Genomic DNA, 17403 nt, shown 5'->3' on the forward strand with positions numbered 1-17403 from the left:
ACCAGTGCGAGTACCGGGCATCGTTCACTACAGGCGTGAAAGTGCGACGGCAACCCGCGAGTTCCCCGATTCGTTGAGGGAACGAAGTCGGTCATCGCCGCCACCGCGGCGAAGGAGGTCCAGTGCGGTCACTTGATCTCGCAACTCCAATTCCTCCATGGGTGTCGGTTCGGGTTGCTCAGGCGCCGGATGGAAAATCGGCGCGCCGCCGTCTCCGGGATACAATAGAGCATCGAATTCCTGATGAATGTCCAGAGCGATAGTCGAACACCAGTCCGCCCACTCCTTGATTTGAAAGCCATCCTCAAAAGCCCTCAAGACCATTTCCGCGGCCATCGAGCAGGGTTCCCTCAATTCATCAGAAACGCTGTCGTCCAGGGGGCGTTCAAGGACGTCACGCAGAGCCGCAAGAATCTCGGGCAAAAATTCTCGGTCCACTTCCAGAGAGCGCATCCGCTGGACGACCCGCTCCTCGACCGGGCAACCGGAACGGACCTCGAGGAGCGGCACGACCTTGTAGAGACACATCGATGCGAAGCTGACGAGGGCGTCCTCTTGCGCTGTACGCAAAGCCTGGACCAAAGAATCGTGTGTCACGTCTAGGGGTACGTGGTCCAAAATGTCCTCCATGGCGAGTTCTGCTTCTGGCTCTTGTTTACCGACCCGTCCACAGTCACACCCATACCGGTGAGGCTGGGAAAACAGCGACCCCAGCATACACCTGTCGATGTTCCGCCTTCGACTATTTCCCAGCCGGCCCCGGCCGAAAGAGCTTGCAGAACAGATTGTTCTGCGTGCCCGGGGAGCTGCACGAACGTCTCCCCCGGCAGAAGTGAATTGTTTTTCTTCCAGCCACTCGGCATGTATTGCTTGTTACTGGAGACCAGAGTCATCTCTCGTCCGGGGTCTGCTTTGCTCCTGACCCTCACCACCGAGGTCGTTCCGCTCCAGCCGGCCTGGTTCTGAAGGTCTGTCGCCCGCTGTGACAACTGAGCGGCACCGTCCTCCGATCCGCCGTAGATGTAACGCGTCTCAGCTCCCGGTGGCACAGCCAGTGCCACACTGGGAAGTCCGGCGGTCGGATCGACCGGGAAGAGCGAACTCCATCCTGCGGCCGCGCCGGGGTCGATCGGATTGATCAGTGTGCTGCCGGCTCCGGCCTCCGGATCGACCGGGAGGGTGGATGTGAGCCCTGCTCCGGCGCCAGGGTCTACCGGGTTGACGAGCGTGTTGCCGTCGCCGGCGCCGGGGTCGACCGGGAAGGTGGTGCCCAGGCCACCCGACGGATCGTTGGCCGCCATGTTCGCGGGGCCCGTGTCCGGATCGTAGGCCACGGGGGTCTTGCCGCTGCCGTGAGGTTGGACGGGGGCGGTGTCGGACGGGCCTGTCGCCGCTGTCTTGGTCCCCGGTTGTGGCGTGGTGCCACGGCCGGTGGCCTGGCCCACAGGACGCTTGCCAGGGTTCTCGCGCAGGCCCGTCTTGGCGGTCGGCGGAGGCGGAGGCGGAGGTGCCTGGACTGAGATGTCGCAGCTCCCGTAGCTGAACAGTTCACCCAGTACAGAGCCCAGATCGCCCAGGAAGCCTCCGTACCCGCCGTAGGAGTCGTTGTTGTAGTCGTTGCCGGAGCTGTAGGAGTTGCCGGAGCCGTACGGGCCGTAGTCGATACTGCCGTTGGAGTTGTAGCGCGGGTACATATCCGGCAGATAATCCGACGGGCTCGTGTTGAAGTCCTCGTTCCACCTGCTGTTTTCCCGCTGCAGTGCGGCGATCCGGTTGCCGTTGTCCCGCCCTGAGCTGCGGTGGCTCCGGGTGTGCGAGTAGGAGTTCCGGTAGCCGCCGGAGGGATGCCAGTAACTGACGGACGGGTGGTACTGGTATCCGGTGGCCGGGTGGCAGGCACTGTTGCCGGAGGTGTCGGCGTTGGTCAGCGGGTCGTCGTCGCCATAGGCGTAGGCGTTGGCGTCGACGGACGGGACAGGCGGCTGGCTCGTGGCGTCGTGGCTGGTGAAGCCTCCTGTCGACGGGTCGTACCAGCGGCTGGCGGTGGCCACGCGGTGGGAGCCGGGATCCGTCCAGCCGCCCTGATAGCCGAGGTCGTGCTGGGTGCCGCTGGTGGCGGTGGTCTGGCCGTAGGGGTCGAAGGCGGTGGAGCCGGCGAGGCCGGTGCCGGTCGCGGTGAAGGTGGCGGTGAGGTCGCCGTGCTGGTTGGTGTAGGCGAGGGCCGCGCCGCCGGGGCCGCTGACGCCGAGGAGTTCTCCGTCCGGTCCGCGGCCGTAGTTCTCGGTTCCGTCGGAGACCGTCTGGCCGTCGGTGCCGTCGTAGGCGAAGGTGGTGCTGCCCGCGGTGGCCAGGCGGCCGAGGTCGTCGTGGGTGTAGGTGGTGCTGCCGTCCGTGGTGAGCTGGTCGAAGGCGTCGTAGCTGAGGTTCTCGGTGCCCTGGGCGCCGGTGACCGAGGCCCGGGTGCCGCGGGCCGTGTAGGCGTACGTCGTCGAGGCCGAGCCGGAACTGGTGCCGGTGAGCTGGTTGCGGGCGTTGTAGCTCGCGTTGGTCGTGGTGGATCCGCTGGTGACGCTGGTGCGGTTGCCGGCGCCGTCGTAGCCGTAGCTCTTGGTAGTCGAGCCGTTGTTCCACGAGGTCAGGCGGCCCGCCTGGTCGTAGCCGTAGGTGCTGGACGCGGCTCCGGCGGTGCCGGTGGTGGTCTGCGCGGTGAGGTTGCCGGCGTTGTCGTAGCCGTAGGAGGCGGATGCCTCGGTGGTGCCGCCGGGAGCGGTGAGGGTGTCGCTGGTGAGGCGGTGCTGGGGGTCGTAGCCGAAGCTGCGGGTCGCGTTGCCGCTGCCGCCGTAGGCGATGCCGCTGACCTGGCCGTTGGAGTTGTACGTATAGCCGACTGAGGTGTTGGTGGCCGCATCGGTGGCCGTGTCGACCTGGCCGTCGGGGTTGTAGGTGAAGGTCGCCGTGCCCGCCTTGTCGGTGCGGGAGGAGAGCAGACCGTCGGAGTTGTAGTGGTAGGTGGCGTTGCCAGACGGGCCGGAGGCTGAGAGTGCCTCGCCGCGGTCGTCGTAGGTGTAGGTGTCGGTGCCGCCGGGTGCTCCCGCCGAGGTGAGGCGGCCGTCGGCGTCGTAGCCGAAGTTCTGGCTCGGGGTGGTGGCCTCGGCGCCCGTCGCAGAGGTACGGGTCAGGCGGCTGTCGGCGTCGTAGGTATGGGTGAGGGTGACGCCGCCGGGGCGGGTGACGGTGGTCGGGTTGCCGCCTGCGTCGTAGGCGATGGTCGTGGTGCGGTCGGCGGTGTTCGGGAACGCGGTGGTGCTGGGCTCGATGCTCGATTCCGGCAGCCCGAGCGTGTTGTAGGTGGTGATGGTGGCGTTGTTGTCGCCGTCCGTGTAGCGGGTGGGGTTGCCCGCCGCGTCGTAGCCGAAGCTGGTGGTGATCGTCGAGGTGGAGCTGACCGGCTCGGTCTGCTGGATCAGCGCGTCACTGGCGTCGTAGGCGTAGGTGGTGGTGTTCTGGTCGGCGTTCTTGACCGAGGTGGGATTACCGGCCAGGTCGTAGCCGTACGACGTCCCCGTCAGGGTGGTGCCGGAGGCGTCCAGGTTCGCAGTGGCGGTCAGGCGGCCGGCGGCGTCGTAGGTCTGGGTGGTGGCGGTCTGGTCGGGCAGGGTGGTCTTGGTGAGCCGCCCGTCGAGGTCGTAGGCGTAGTGGGTGGTGTTGGTGCGGGCGTCGGTGGTGGTGAGGAGGTCGCCCGCGGTGTCGTAGGTGGCGGTGGAGTTCTCGCCGCCGGGCAGGGTCAGGGAGGTCTGGTTTCCGGCCTCGTCGTAGCCCAGCTTCGTGGTGTCCGTGGTGGTGGACGGCTGGCGGACCACCGAACTGGCGGTCACCGGGCGGCCGAGGTCGTCGTAGGTGGTCTGGGTGACCGCGCCGGTGGGGTCGGTCGCGGACAGTGCCTCGCCGTCGGCGTCGTAGGTGACGTGGCTGGTGGGGGTGGTGCCGCCGGCGGCGGGCTGCTGGATCTGCGCCACGTCGCCGAACTGGTCGTAGGTGTAGTTGGTGGTGTTGTTGTCCGCGTCGGTGGCGGCGGTGAGGCGGCCGTCGGTGTCGTAGGCGGCGGTCGTGGTCGGGGTGATGGACGTGGCGGAGCCCGGCGGGGTGTAGGCGGCGTCGGAGACCGCCACCTGCTCGCCGTCCACGTCGTAGGTGTAGGTGGTGATGTCGCCGTCGGGGTCGTCGACCGATGTCTGGTCGCCGAAGGTGTTGTAGCCGTACAGGGTGATTGGGTGGATCTGCTGCGGGGTGCCGCCGTCGGTTTCGGCGTTCACGGTCGGCGCGGTGACCTGGGTGACGCGGCCGGCCTGGTCGGAGGTGTAGGCGGTGGTGTAGGCGGCGGCGTCGGCGCCGGAGGCGTTGCCGCGCGGGTCGGTGGTGGAGGTGAGCACCCCGCGCTGGTCGTAGGTGTGGGTGGTGACGAGGTCGGCCGAGCCGTCGTGGACGGTCTCCGCGGTGACGTCGCCGAGGGTGTCGTAGGTGTAGTCGCTCTGCTCGGTGGTTCCGCCGCCTGTGACGGACTGGGAGGTGAGGTTGCCGTCGCCGTCGTAGCCGTAGGAGGTGACGGTGTTCAGGCCGCTGGGATCGAAGGTCTGCTGGGTGGTGCGGCCTGCGGCGTCGTACGTGTACTGGGTCTTCACCAGCGCGTTGGTCTCCAGGTCGGTGACCACGTGCCCGGCGGCGTCGTAGCCGTAGACGTGCAGGTACTTGCTGCTGGTGGAACCGTCCGCGTTGTGGAAGTCGGTGAGCGAGCTGGTGTAGAGCCAGTGGGTGAAGTGGTACTGGTAGCCGGTGGTGCGCCCCATCGCGTCGGTGTCGGAGGCGAGCAGCCCGTCCGGGTCGTAGGTGCGCGAGTCGAGCACCAGCGACGTCGCCGTGGAGGGGTTGACCGGATCGCCGGTGTAGTTGGTGAGGGTGGTGGTCAGCAGCTCACCGGTGGGTGAGTAGCTGTAGGCGTAGGCGTTGCCGTCGGCGTCGGTCTCGGAGGCGCGGTTGCCGTAGGCGTCGTAGCCGTAGCCGGTCTCGTGGCCCAGCGGATCCGTCACCGAGTCGACCTGGTCGTGGCTGTTGTACGTCCACGACGTAGTGCGAGTGGTGTCGCCCCCCGTGGTGTCGGCGACCGCGACCGAGGTCGTGTTTCCGTCGGTGTCGTACCCGTACGTCGTCCGGGCGGTGTGGGTGGTGGTGCCTTGGACGGCGTCGGTGATGGCCGGGTCGGTGCGGGTGAGCAGGCGGTCGTCGGCGTCGTAGGTGTAGTTGGTGGTGATGCCGTTCGGGTAGGTGTCGGAGACCTCGGTGGCGGTCAGCCGACGGCCGAGCGCGTCGTAGGTGTAGCTGGTCCTCAGTCCGGACGGAGCGGTCACCTGGGCGAGATCGCCGGCGCTGTCGTAGGCGTAGCTGGTCGTCTTGTTGTCGGCGTCCTCGCTGGTGGCGAGCAGGCCGACGGGTTCCGTTCCGCCGCCGACCGCCGCCTCGGTGCCGGTGGTGTAGGTGCGTCTGGCGGTGTTGCCGTCGGCGTCCTCGGTCGTGAGCAGGTCGCCGTTCGCGGCGTAGGTGTAGTTGGTGGCGTAGGTGGTGTCGGACGGTCCGGAGGAGCGGGCGTCGGCATACGCGGTGGGTTCGTCGTCGCGTGGGTCGGTGACGCTGTAGGTGCCGTCGGCCGGGTAGCTGTAGTAGCTGGTCAGGCCCCCCGGGTAGAAGTCGCCGAGCGTGGTGGACAGCACGTCGCCGCGCGCGTTGTGGGTGTAGCCGGTGTTGTCGCCGTCGGGACGGATGACGGTGGAGACGAAGCCGTTGGTGTCGTAGGCGTACGAGACGGTGTGGCCGAGGGCGTCGGTGGTGGAGAGCGGGCGTCCGCCGTGGCCGGGGTCGTACTGGTAGGTGAGGGCCTTGTGGCCGGGGTCGGTGACCGTGGCGGTGGTGACCGGGGTGGCGCCGCTGGAGGCACCGCGGGCGGCGTAGTCCGCGGCGACGGCGTCGCCGCTGAGTTCGCTGACGAAGAAGGACGCCTCGGCCAGCGAGCCCTTGAAGTAGCCGTTGAGGTTGTTGGACGGCTGGGCGGGCCAGCCGCCGGACAGGTAGCCGGCGCCCAGGGAGTAGTAGCTCTGGCCGATGTTGTTGAAGTCCCTGCCGGTGCGCTGGTCGGCCTGCTTGCCGTCGAGGTACAGGGTCTGGACGTCGTCGGAGCCCATGCTCAGGGCCACCTGGTGCCAGGCGCCGTCGGTGACGGTGCCGTCGGACTCCATCGGAGAGAGGTAGCCGTCCCAGAACTCGCCGTACAGGTGGCCGTCGGCGCCGACGTACAGGGCCGGGGTGTAGTTGCCGCTGGGTGTGGTGCCGATGGGGTTGCTCTGGTAGCTGAAGAGCACTCCACCGGCGGTGGTGGTCTTGAACCACATCTCCAGCGTCAGGTTCACCGGTCCGCTGATGCCGCCGATGGTCCCGGAGGGCAGTTCGACGTAGGAACTGGTGCCGTTGAGGGACGCGGCTGTCTCCGTGCCACCGGAATACAGGCCCGACGCACCGAGCGTGACGTTGTGATAGGTCGCGGGGCCGTCGGAGCAGTACCGCAGGGCGTTGGTGGTGCAGCCCGCGGTCTCGTTGACGGCCTGGCTGCCGGAGGAGTCACCGAGGCGCCAGTAGTCACCGGGATCGTTCGTCATCACCGAGTTGCGGTAGTAGGCGCCCGAACCCTTCGTCGTGGGGTTGGCGAGGCTCCAGGTGCCGCCGTTGGTGTCGGTGAGCTGCGATGCCCTGTCGTGCACCGCGTCGTAGGCGGCGGCCATGTCCGTCTTGCCCGAGGGCAGGGTGACGCCGGTCAGTTCCCCGGCGGCGTGGGTGCCGGTCGTGTACTGCTCCTGGACCGCCGGGGCGCCGAGTGCGTGGGCGTAGAAGGCCACCTCGGCGATGGAGCCGTGGAAGTAGCTGACGTCCGCCGGCGAGTCGATCCAGGACTTCGCGTATCCGGCGCCTATGTAGGTGATGGTGTTGGACTGGTCGTTGGGGGTGCCGGAGAAGGTGGCCTGCTGGCTGCCGTCGAGATACAGGGTCTGGGTGACGCCGTCGGAGCTGAGCACCGCGTGGTGCCAGGCGTTGTCGTTCACCGTGCCGGTCGAACCGAAGGCGGTGCTGCCGGAGCCGCTGACGCTCCACCAGTGACCATGCAGCTTGTCGTCCGACCCCACGTACAGGACCGGGTCCCAGGTGCCGGTCGCGGTGGAGGTGCCGGCGATGGCCACCGACTGGTCGCCGATGAGCACACCGGGTGAGGAGGTCTTGAACCACAGGCTCACCGCCCGGCTCCTGCCCTGGTGCAGCACGTCGGCCGGAACCGACGCGTAGCCGCTGGAGCCGTTGAACGTGGCGGCGGTGGTCGGAGAGCCGGGCAGCGGGCCGGCGGCTCCCAGTGTCACGCCGGCCGAGGAGTAGGTGCCGTTGTCGTTGCCCTCGTTGACGGCGACCTCGCTGGCCGCCGAGGTGCCGGAGGACTCGGCCAGGCGCCAGTACGAGGCCGGGTTGGCGTCCAGCACGGCCGATCGGTAGTGCGAGCCGGAGGACGAACCCGTGGTGTAGGAGTAGACGGTGCACGCGGTGGCGGAGGTGGGCGGACACACCCCCGTCAGGTCGCTGCCGCTGTAGGAGTACGTCCACGTCTCGGCCGCACCGCCGGCGGTGGCCGGATCGGTGGCCACCTGGGTGACATGGCCGCCGCTCCAGGTGAGGTGCAGCGAACGGCTGCTGGCCGTGTCGGTCACGGTGGCCAGGGTGCCGTCGGGGTTGTACGAGAGTGTCTGGCTCAGCCCGGACGCGTCGCTGATCGTCGTCAGCTTCCATGCCAGGCCGACCTGCTCACCGAACGTGTACGTCGTGCCCGACTTGTCGTTGAGGGTGTACCCGCCACCGCTGACCGTCCGGAACGTGGCGTACGTGCCCTGCGGTGGCGTGAACGTCGTCCCGTCCGCGTTCAGGCCGAACCGCGCCTCCTCGCCGCTTGCCAGCGTGACCACGACCGCGCCCGAGCCGTCGCTGTCTGGCAGGGCCGACATGTCGTACTGCGTCGACCATCCGGCGCCGAACAGGCTGCCGGTGCGCGGGTCGAGGGAGTTGTAGAAGCGCACCACCGACAGCGCCGGACCCGCCACGGACACGCTCGCGTCCGTCGCCGAGGCGGTGTAGTTGCCCACCTGCGGGTCGAAGCTCCTGCCGTCAGGGCCCTGCGCCGCGGCGCCGAGATGTGAGGTGATCAGCGGCTGGGGAACGGTCGTGGAGAAGTACGAGGGATCCGACCAGGCGCTCTGGGCGTCGCTGTCGTTGTCGGCCACGATCCAGTAGTAGGACTGGTCCCAGGCCACTTTGCCGCTGGGCACGGTCCACTTGGACGTGCTCAGCCAGCCGGAGTCCACTATGAGGGACGGCGAGCCGGATGCGGGGTCGGTGTACAGCTGGAAGTCGTAGGTCAGCGCGCTGCCCGGAAAGCTGTCCGGGTCGTGACCGCGGGCGAACAGCTGCGGCGTGATGGAGCCGACCACGGAGTTGGAGGGCGGCAGCGTCGAGTCGATCTGCGGCGGGGTGTCGGCGGAGGCGATCTCCGCGCACTTCTGCGGCACGTTGTAGGTGGAGTAGAACGAGGTGCCGCCGGTCAGCATGTCCCAGCACACGTAGTACTGGCCGGGTGCCAGGGCGGGCAGCGTGCCGGTCATGGTGATCGTGGAGTTGGGGCTGACCGAGCTCGTCACGTACGTCTTGGTGGCGTTGGTGGTCAGCTTCGTCCAGGACGTGCTGTAGATGTCGGTGGCCAGCTGGGTGCCGGTGGTCGACCACGACGTGGTGCCGCGGTTGGTGAGCGTGACCTTCATGGAGCCGGTGGTGGTCGCGGTGGGCTCGGTGTACGTCTGGCTGGGGATCGAGTAGTCGGCGCCGTACGCGCTGTAGGTGACCGACAGGTACGGCGGGTAGGAGGAGTGGACCGAGGCGAACTGCTTCCAGGCCGCCACCACGGAGGTGCTCGCGGTCAGTGCCAGGCCCCGGTTGGTGCCGCCGTGCGCCCAGCCCTCCAGCAACTTCACGCCGGCCGCGCTCGGGTCGTCGCCGATGTCGATCCCGTGCCAGGCGGACCCGCCGCAGCTGGACCCGGCCTCGAAACTGGACGAGCCGAGCGTCGAACCGTAGGACAGACCTGGGTAGTCGGCAATGGTGCCCACGGTCCAGGCGCTGCTGATGCCGTGGACGTAGACGGGTTCCGCGGTGCAGCCGCCGGACCACACGTCGTCCAGGTACAGCGACGCCTTCTCGATGTAGTCGTTCTGGAAGGTGGAGCCGAACGACGAGAACTGCAGGTAGCTGTTGGCCTTGTGGGTGCCGCCGTCGTAGGAGCCGACCTTCAGGGTGTCGTCGGTGGAGAAGTTAATGTCGTACGGGGTCTCCACGTAGGTGCTGGACGCGGCGTTGAGGTTCGTCGGGTCGACGGTCACCGGGAAGGCCCGGTCCGAGGAGCGCAGCCAGGAGTCGTCCAGCGAGACCTTCAGCGCCGGGCTGCCGTCGGGGGCGTTGGTCAGGGCGTAGGTGACGCCGGTGGAGATGGCGCCCTCACCCGAGACCTTGCCGGTGTGGGCGTCCTCCATGAAGCCGTGCGGAATCGTTTCACGCACCGTGCCGGAGGCGTCCTTGAACACCACGCTGCCGTTCGAGGCCAGCGATGGGGTCAGGCCGGTCAGGTGCAGCGGGAAGATCCAGGTGGCGGGGGCCGCGGCGGAGTGCAGCGTCAGCGTCTCCTTCACCCCGGACGCGGTCGCCTTGTACGTCACGTCCGACTGCCGGGCGATGCCCGGATAGGTGATCGAGCTTCCCGATGCCTGGCCCTGGACAGCGGCCGCGCCCTGCAGGCCGTAGCTGACCTGCTCGCCGGAGCCTGGGCCGTACGTCACCAGCGCCGGATCGTCACCGCTGGCTGCGAAGCGGGCCGAGGGGGCGTCCGCCTTCTCCTTCCACCGTCCGTCGGAGTCCTGGGTCAGCGTGGTGTCGATGTCGGCCCAGGAGCCGTCAGCCGTGCGGTAGTGGACGGGACGGCTGTAGACCCGGGCGGTGAGGGTCCCGTCCGGGTTCTGGAACACCGATGTGGTGGCGGTGCGGTCCTTGGTGACCTCCGTACCGGCGGCCGCGGGGCCTGGCAGGTGGGCGTCGCCGTGCGCGGAGGAGGACCGGGAGCTGGTGCGATGTCCCTGGAGCATGCGGGCGCGCACTGCGGCAGGCGGTGCCATGCGCTTGGCGCCCAGCTTGCTCTTCGGGCCGGTGTACGACATCCGCGGCTTCACCGGCCGCTTCGCCTCGCGGTCGGCGGGCAGTGCCCCCTTCACCGCGACCGGCTTGTGAGCTTTTACGGTGGCGAGCCTGGGGCCCTTCGCCGTCAGCGCGGAACCGGTCTGGTGGGGCAGCCCAGCCGCGGAACCCGTCCGCTGATGGGGCAGCACTGCCGAACTCGAAGCCAGGGTCTGCTCATTGATGAACGCTTCGGCGGGCTGCGTCGCCAGCGCAATGAACACCACGCCACTGATCGTGAGCGCGATACTCCGCAGCCAACGCCGTTGCACGCCACTGGCGAGGGAGGAGATGACGAACACCAACCTCATACCCGCACCAGACGGCACGCGGTCCGGACGGCGACTCATGACAGAACCCCCACAGCGCGACACAGCAACACCTCTCCGATGGAGGCGCGGCACCCAAGTTGTAATGTCGACCCGCCAGTTGATCAACGATTCATCGACAAATACACACAGCAAATTGACATGATCAAACTCGCTTGAGCCCGATTTGCCCCCACAGTCTTGATCAAGCCTTGGCCCTTCGATGCTCGGCCTTGACTCACGCCCCGGCCTCGGCCCGCCCCGGAACACTCCGCGGTCGGCAGAGCCGGACACTGGCCCGCCCGCCGCCCCGGCCGCCACCACAGGCGATGTGGTAGAACCTGGCTGGCTCCGTGCGCTCCCCGCGCTTGCCATCTGGGACGCCCCGCACCGATAGGAGCTGTTCGTGCTGTTGCCGCGAAGACGATCCGGCAGACGCCGCGCGCCAACCCCGATATCGACCCTTTGCCGATTCCTCGTCGGCGCCACGCTTGCAGGACTATGGGCCCTCACAGCCGACGCACCCGCCGACGCGGTGGGCATTCGCCAATCCGAGTGGCCGCTCACGCAGTTCCAGACCCAGAAGATCTGGCACATGTCCCAAGGCCAAGGCACCACCGTCGCCCTCATCGACAGCGGTGTCGACGCCGCCCATCCCGACCTCAAAGGCCAGGTCCTCCAAGGCACAGGATTCCTCGGAGACCCTCGGGACAACGGTCAGACGGACATCTCCGGCGACTCACACGGGACGGCCATCGCCGGCATCATCGCCGGCACAGGCAAGGCGAACGACGGCAACGGAATGACCGGACTCGCCCCGAAATCCCAGGTACTTCCCGTCCGTGTGTCCACCGACGGAACCGCAGAGCCCACCGCTATCGCGGAAGGCATCAAATACGCCGCGGATCATCACGCCCAGGTCATCAACATATCCATCGGGACGACCACACCGGATCCGCTGCTGCGCGAAGCCGTCAACTACGCGCTCGGGAAAGACGCGGTAGTCGTCGCGTCCGCCGGAAACGAAGGGCAGAACGGCAACCCGGCCATGTACCCGGCCGCATTCCCCGGCGTCATCGATGTCACCGGGACCGACTCCAGCGGCCATTTCTGGCCGGTGAGCGAATCCGGACCCCGGTCGACGCTCGCCGCGCCGGCCACCGACATCTACTCCGCCAACGACCGAGGCCAGTACGTGAAAGCGGACGGCACCAGTTACGCAGCCGGCTACGTCTCCGCAGCAGCCGCGCTGGTTCGTTCCGCCTTCCCCCACCTGAGCGCGGGGCAGACCATCCGCCGTCTGATCAGCACCGCTCGACGGCCCGGCGGCAGCGGCCACGACGACCAGTACGGCTACGGCCTGATCGACCCACTCGCAGCTCTGCACGCACCCGCCGCCGCCAACGGCGCTGCGGCCAACCCCCTTCTGTCCGCCAGTCCGCTCGGCAATCACGAAGGCACCGGTATCGGATGGGTCGCCGGTATCGGTCTGACCGGGGCGGTGGCTGTGACTGCAGCATCGGTGTGGGTCGTCATCCGGCACCGCAAGAGCCGTTCTCCCAAGCGGACAAGCCCGACTCCTCCACGCCGCACACAGCATCCGGACGCCAAGTCACGCAAGAAGAAGCAGAAAAACCGAGCCTGAGGTGCGCCACGCCCCCGCCGGGCAGGTAGCAGACCACCATCCAGAACCCATTCCGGAGCGCACCACGTGAACCTTCCCTTCAGCCTTCACAACCGCCCCCCAAAGGCCCGGCTCATGGCTGCCGCAGGCACACTGCTCGTCAGCGGCCTACTGGCGTGGCTTGCCATCGCTTCGCTGACCGCGCCCCGGGCTCCGAAGGTCGCCGCAAACAACATCTCAAGAAATTTCCGCGCCTGCCTGATCAATGACCAGCACGACTCGGATATGGCCCAGTCCGTCTGGTCGTCACTGCAGAATGCGACTTCAGGTGCTGCCGTCAACGCGCAGCACCTCCAAATCCCCACGAGCGGCACAGCGGCGTCCTTGCCCTATATCAACAGCCTCGTGCAGCGCCACTGCGGACTCATCATCTCCGTGGGACCCGATCTGCACGATGCCGTGACCACCGCCGCCCGGCACAACCCCCATCAGCGATTCATCATCGTCGGCTCACCCATCAAGCTGGCAAATGTACGGAACTTTTCACCGGCTGCCCGAGCGGCAGTGATCCGAGCAGTACAGCAGGCCGCCACACCGCGGTCATCGCACCGAACCTGAATCGTTCACCCCGCTGGACTCCGCTGACGGCGAGCCGGTCCGGCTTGTCGAAGTACGGGATTTCAGCGAGCAGCCCAACCGCCTCGCCTTTACACCTGATCCAGACATCATAAACACCTGACGGAACATCAGTCCGTGCGTCATTCATGCGTCATAGCGCAGGACGAACACGTCCAGTTCCCGCCACGCAACCCGCCCCCTCAAGCGAAAGCGCAGGCCACGCGGCGTCGTCCGGCTTCACATGTTCCCACGCCGGGAAACAGGTCGAGCAGCCAGAAGAAGTCAGAAAACGGCAGGTCAGCGGCCTTGCCCGGCGGGTTCCAGGATGGCGACGCACTCCACATGCGACGTCATCGGAAAGGTGTCGACCTGAGCGAGTCGCAGAAAAGGCCAGGTCAGAGCCGCTTTCTCAGCTCGACAGGCAGCGTGCGGGCGCCCAGAGCGTCACGGCCGACAGTCCGTCCCACCTATTCGGAGCAGGCCCAGCTGCCGCGACCAGCTCCCCCGGCACGCTCCGGCACGCTCATTCCAGACACCAGCCGTCTCATCAAGACCCGCGCCACTTCTCCGGCCGCCATAATGGACTCATGTCCTCCAGCCCACAGCATTCCGCACCCACACCGAGCGACTTCTCGGGCGCGGACGCCGAGGACCTCGCGCTGTACCGGGAGAAGTTCCGCCGCCGTCTGCCGGAGTCGCTGGACGAGCTGCACGGGCCGACCCAGGGTGTCGTGGATCTGCCGCTGCACATGGCCTGGTCCGGGATGACCTCATACGACCTGGGCAAACCTCGCCAGCGCATGGGCCTGTACCGCACCGTCCTGCACGAGGGCCTGCACGACGACCTGCCCCGCTACCTCAACCAGAACCTGCTCCTGCAGCTGTGGCCGGTGCTGCGCACCCTCGTCGGCCGCACCGTGCGCACCGTGTGGGAGGACGCCTTCCCCCAGCTCGCCTCCCACACCCGGGCAGCCGCGTGACGGACATGCCGGAGCTGCACACGCGGCTCCTGGCGGATGTGATCGCGCTCGGTTCCCCGTATCCGCTGGTCCTCACCGGCGGATACGCCGTGCGGGCACACCGCCTCGTGAACTGCCCCAGCCAGGACCTCGACGTCGCCACCGAGAACCCGGCACCCATGGCCGACATCGCCGCCACGCTCCGGGCCGGCCTGGAAGCCCGCGGCTGGAACGTGCACGCGCTGGAGACTGCCCCGCTGTCCGCCCGCTTCACCGTGTCCGACCCAGCCACCGGGCAGGAAGCGAAGTCGACATCCTCAAGGAGATCTTCTGGCGGCCGGTCGCCCAGAGCCCGTACGGGCCCGTCCTCGTGGAGGAGGACGTGATCGGAACCAAGGTCCGCGCCCTCGCCGACCGCGGAGCGCCCCGCGACCTGATCGACGCCGACCAGGAGGGGCCAGCCGCCAGTCAGGTCGTGGAGGCGGTCCAAGCGGTCCTCCGTGTGGAACATCTCGACGAGCTGGGCCCAGCCGCGCAGGCTGCGGCGGTCGTGGCAGCGCAGCACCACGGGGGCAGCCGAGGTGAGTTCCTCGCCCGTCAGCAGGGTGCGCCACAGGGCCAGCTGGGCGGGGTCCGTGACCAGGACGACCGCGCGAGTCACCCCCGGGGTGTCGGGCAGTAGCGTCTCAGCCAGATCGACGGCCTCCCGGCAGGTCTCGGGCCGCGTCGGGTAGCAGGCGAAGTCGCTGATGACGACGCGCCGTTCACACGGGAGTCCGCCCGTGAGTTCCTGTTTGTAGACGCTGGGCCTGCCGACGGGCGGCAGCACCCAGTCGGCGATGCGTCCGGCGATCGTCCGCAGGGTGTCGCCGACGTCCGTGACGCCAGTGGCGGACGTGCCGAGGACGATCCTCGTCTGATTGGACCGCTCCCCGAGCAGATCGTCCAGCTGGGTGATGGTGAGCGGAGCCGGCCGGCCGTCGGGCAGTTCGGCGCGGCCCTCCGCACGATGCACGCGGCTCTCCCAGCAGGCGTCGACAGGCAGCCTCGCCCACCGCCCGTTCGTACTGGGGTCTCCCGGGAGCGAGTCGAACCGGTGCTGGGTCAGGGCTGTCTCACCCACCACGTGGTTGCACAGCTCCACGACGTACGCCTCATCGCGGTGATGACGGCCGGCCACCGCGCTCGCCCTTGCGGGCGGCGGCGTCGAGTCCTTCCAGGGTCGACTTGGGGATGTTCTCCCGCCCGGTCTCCACCACGACCGCGAAGAAACAGCAACTTGCCGTGCCCGCTGAGGGTCGTACATTCCCGCGAGGAGTCCGGCGCGCATCTCCAGCACGAGCACGTCGCGGCCGAGCCGCTTCATCTCGTACACCGTGCGGATATCCCGCCACCCGCCAGTCGGACTGTGGCCATCACTCCCTACGGGCGTACGCGGATGACTGTCTTCCCGCTGCGTCGCGTGGTCGGGTTAAGGGCACCAACGGCATCATCCAAGCTCGCGACGTCACCGATATTCGTCCGCAGCCGTCCGTCCCGCACCCGCTGCACGATCTCACGCAGTCCGGCAGGATCGGCCTCGACAACGAAGTCCACCGCCAGACCGTCGGTGGGCCGCGCCTCGACCGGGCCGACGACGGACACCAGCATGCCTCCGGCCCTGATCAGGGCAGCGGACCGCTTCTGAACGTCGCCACCGATGACGTCGAAGACCAGATCGACGCCGCCGACGTCTTTCAGCGCGTCGTTCTCCAGGTCGACGAACTCATGCGCGCCGAAGTCGAGTGCCTTCTCACGGTCGGCGGCGCGTCCGGTGCCGATGACGTAAGCGCCGGCCTCACGTGCGAGCTGGGTCACCATCGTCCCGACTGCCCCGGCAGCGCCATGGGCGAGGACGGTCTGGCCGGTCTGCAGGCGGCCGTGCTGGAACAGCCCCTGCCACGCGGTCAGACCTGAGATGGGCAGGGACGCGGCTACCGTGAAGTCGACGTCGCCGGGCAGCGGTGCGAGGTTGCGTGCTTCGATCGCCACGTACTCCGCCAGGGTGCCGTCGCGGTGCCAGTCGGCGAGGCCGAACACCCGCTGCCCGACCGACAGTCCCGTTGTGCCGTAGCCGAGGGCGGTGACCACTCCGGCCAGCTCGTGGCCGGGGATCGACGGTGTCTTGTCACGGCCGGCGCGATCGGTCCAGGTCGATGGCCACTCCATCTCAGTCGGGACGAAGCCCGATGCATGAATCTGGACGATGACGTCGTTGATCGCTGCGGACGGCTCAGGCCGCTCCGTCAGGGTCATCCCAGCTGTTCCCGCGTCCTGGTCGGTTACCACAATGGCCTTCATTGAGATCCCCTTCCTCGTGTGTCGTTGTGGGTTCAGATCTTCGATGAGCCAGGGTGAGGAAACTGCGGTGTCCGCTCGTCCACTGGTCGGTGATGCTGAGGGCGAGGTCCTCGGCGACCCTGCGTAGCGCGCGTCGTCCCAGCCGCGCCCAGGGGAAAGGCGGACCGCTGTGGCCCTGGAGGTCCTCGAACCGCGCCGTGCACAGCTCCTCGATGTCATCTGGGTCGACCTCGATGACGAGGCGTCCCGCCGGGGCCATGAGTCCACCACAGCGACGCAGCAGGCTGTGCGGGTCGCCTCCGATGCCGATGTTGCCGTCGATCAGCAGAACCGTCTGCCAGCCGCGCTCGGCCGGCAGACGGTCGAAGACCGACCGGCACAGTGCGAGCCCGCCCTGGACGGTGGTGAGTGCGACCGCGTGAGGTGCAATGTCGACCCCGAGAGCGAAGACTCCCCGGCTCAGCAGCTCCCTGCACATCCGGCCCGGACCGCAGCCGACATCCAGGACTGGACCGACGCAGCGTTCCAGCACGGTCGTGTCGGCTGCTGTGGGCTGTTCGTGCCAGCGGTGCACGGGCATCCGGATCCGGCGCCCGTCGACCAGCCGCAGATACACCGGTCCACGGCCGGGTCGCAGGGCCAGCGCGTAGGGGCCCTGTCCGGTGCCGTACGACTTGTCCCCGTCGGTGGTCACGGTGTGGCGCCATGACCCGTGGCGGGCGGGCCCTCGTCGCCGCGGTCGGCTCGCCGGGCGCGGCGAAGTCTGATCGCGAAGGCCACTGCGGAGGCGGCGAAGAGCACGCCGGTGATCGCCAGCCATCGGCCGAGGTAGACGCTGTAGGACAGGCCCGTGTCACCGGGGTAGGGGACTGCCAGACGGAGGATGAGGGGAAACCAGACCAGCAGGAGCAGACCGGACAGGAAGGCGGGGACGCGCAGGTGGTTGATCCATGGCACCGTCGGTCTGGGGGAGGCATCGGCGCGGTGTCGTAGTACGGAGAGGGCCGACAGGTCGGACAGCGAGTACAGGGGCAGCAGGATGAGGTCGTGGAGGATCGCCGCCCCGACGAACCAGATCGCCACCTCCCAGGGCTGGACGGCGAACAGGCGCACCATGGCGTAGCCGGTGAGGGCGAACGAGGCGATCAGGACGAGCAGGTGCAGGGGTCCGGAGCCGTACCAGCGGCCGAATCGTGCCATG

Annotated in this window: 8 protein-coding genes and 1 pseudogene; 4 read left to right on the forward strand and 5 right to left on the reverse strand. The window is 68.1% G+C overall.

Features of this window, described 5'->3' with window-relative positions; all coding sequences use genetic code 11:
* Nucleotides 1–27 precede the first annotated feature (27 nt).
* Together ACZ4N4_RS11945 and ACZ4N4_RS11950 are read right to left on the reverse strand one after the other, a co-directional pair.
* Nucleotides 28–528, reverse strand: a complete 501-nt coding sequence (locus tag ACZ4N4_RS11945) for a hypothetical protein (RefSeq protein WP_467587203.1) — start codon at nt 526–528, stop codon at nt 28–30.
* A 71-nt stretch (nt 529–599) separates the two neighbouring features.
* Nucleotides 600–10580 carry a LamG-like jellyroll fold domain-containing protein gene (locus ACZ4N4_RS11950; RefSeq protein WP_467587206.1) on the reverse strand — a complete coding sequence of 3327 codons (9981 nt, stop codon included), beginning with the start codon at nt 10578–10580 and terminating at the stop codon, nt 600–602.
* Between the two features lie 487 nt (nt 10581–11067).
* Between ACZ4N4_RS11950 and mycP the strand changes: the two genes are divergently transcribed.
* The 4 genes and pseudogenes from mycP to ACZ4N4_RS11970 all read left to right on the forward strand — a co-directional run.
* On the forward strand, nt 11068–12306 hold the full coding sequence (gene mycP / locus ACZ4N4_RS11955) for a type VII secretion-associated serine protease mycosin (protein WP_467587208.1): 1239 nt from the start codon (nt 11068–11070) through the stop codon (nt 12304–12306).
* A gap of 114 nt (nt 12307–12420) precedes the next feature.
* Complete coding sequence (locus ACZ4N4_RS11960) at nt 12421–12903, forward strand: BMP family ABC transporter substrate-binding protein (RefSeq protein WP_467587211.1); 483 nt, start codon at nt 12421–12423, stop codon at nt 12901–12903.
* A gap of 587 nt (nt 12904–13490) precedes the next feature.
* Nucleotides 13491–13883 carry a hypothetical protein gene (locus ACZ4N4_RS11965; protein WP_467587214.1) on the forward strand — a complete coding sequence of 131 codons (393 nt, stop codon included), beginning with the start codon at nt 13491–13493 and terminating at the stop codon, nt 13881–13883.
* Nucleotides 13884–13888: 5 nt separating this feature from the next.
* Nucleotides 13889–14304: pseudogene (locus tag ACZ4N4_RS11970) on the forward strand (nucleotidyl transferase AbiEii/AbiGii toxin family protein); the annotation flags it as partial.
* A 980-nt stretch (nt 14305–15284) separates the two neighbouring features.
* Here the strand turns inward: ACZ4N4_RS11970 and ACZ4N4_RS11975 are convergent.
* The 3 genes from ACZ4N4_RS11975 to ACZ4N4_RS11985 are packed head-to-tail and all read right to left on the reverse strand — an operon-like array spanning nt 15285 to nt 17402.
* Nucleotides 15285–16202: an NADP-dependent oxidoreductase gene (locus ACZ4N4_RS11975; protein ID WP_467587217.1), complete on the reverse strand. Its 918-nt coding sequence runs from the start codon at nt 16200–16202 to the stop codon at nt 15285–15287.
* Nucleotides 16135–16896: a class I SAM-dependent methyltransferase gene (locus ACZ4N4_RS11980; RefSeq protein WP_467587220.1), complete on the reverse strand. Its 762-nt coding sequence runs from the start codon at nt 16894–16896 to the stop codon at nt 16135–16137. Before ACZ4N4_RS11980 ends, ACZ4N4_RS11975 begins: the two co-directional genes overlap by 68 nt.
* On the reverse strand, nt 16893–17402 hold the full coding sequence (locus ACZ4N4_RS11985; protein ID WP_467587703.1) for a hypothetical protein: 510 nt from the start codon (nt 17400–17402) through the stop codon (nt 16893–16895). Before ACZ4N4_RS11985 ends, ACZ4N4_RS11980 begins: the two co-directional genes overlap by 4 nt.
* Between the last annotated feature and the right edge of the window lies 1 nt (nt 17403).

The organism is Streptomyces sp. NPDC026538 (assembly GCF_055567535.1).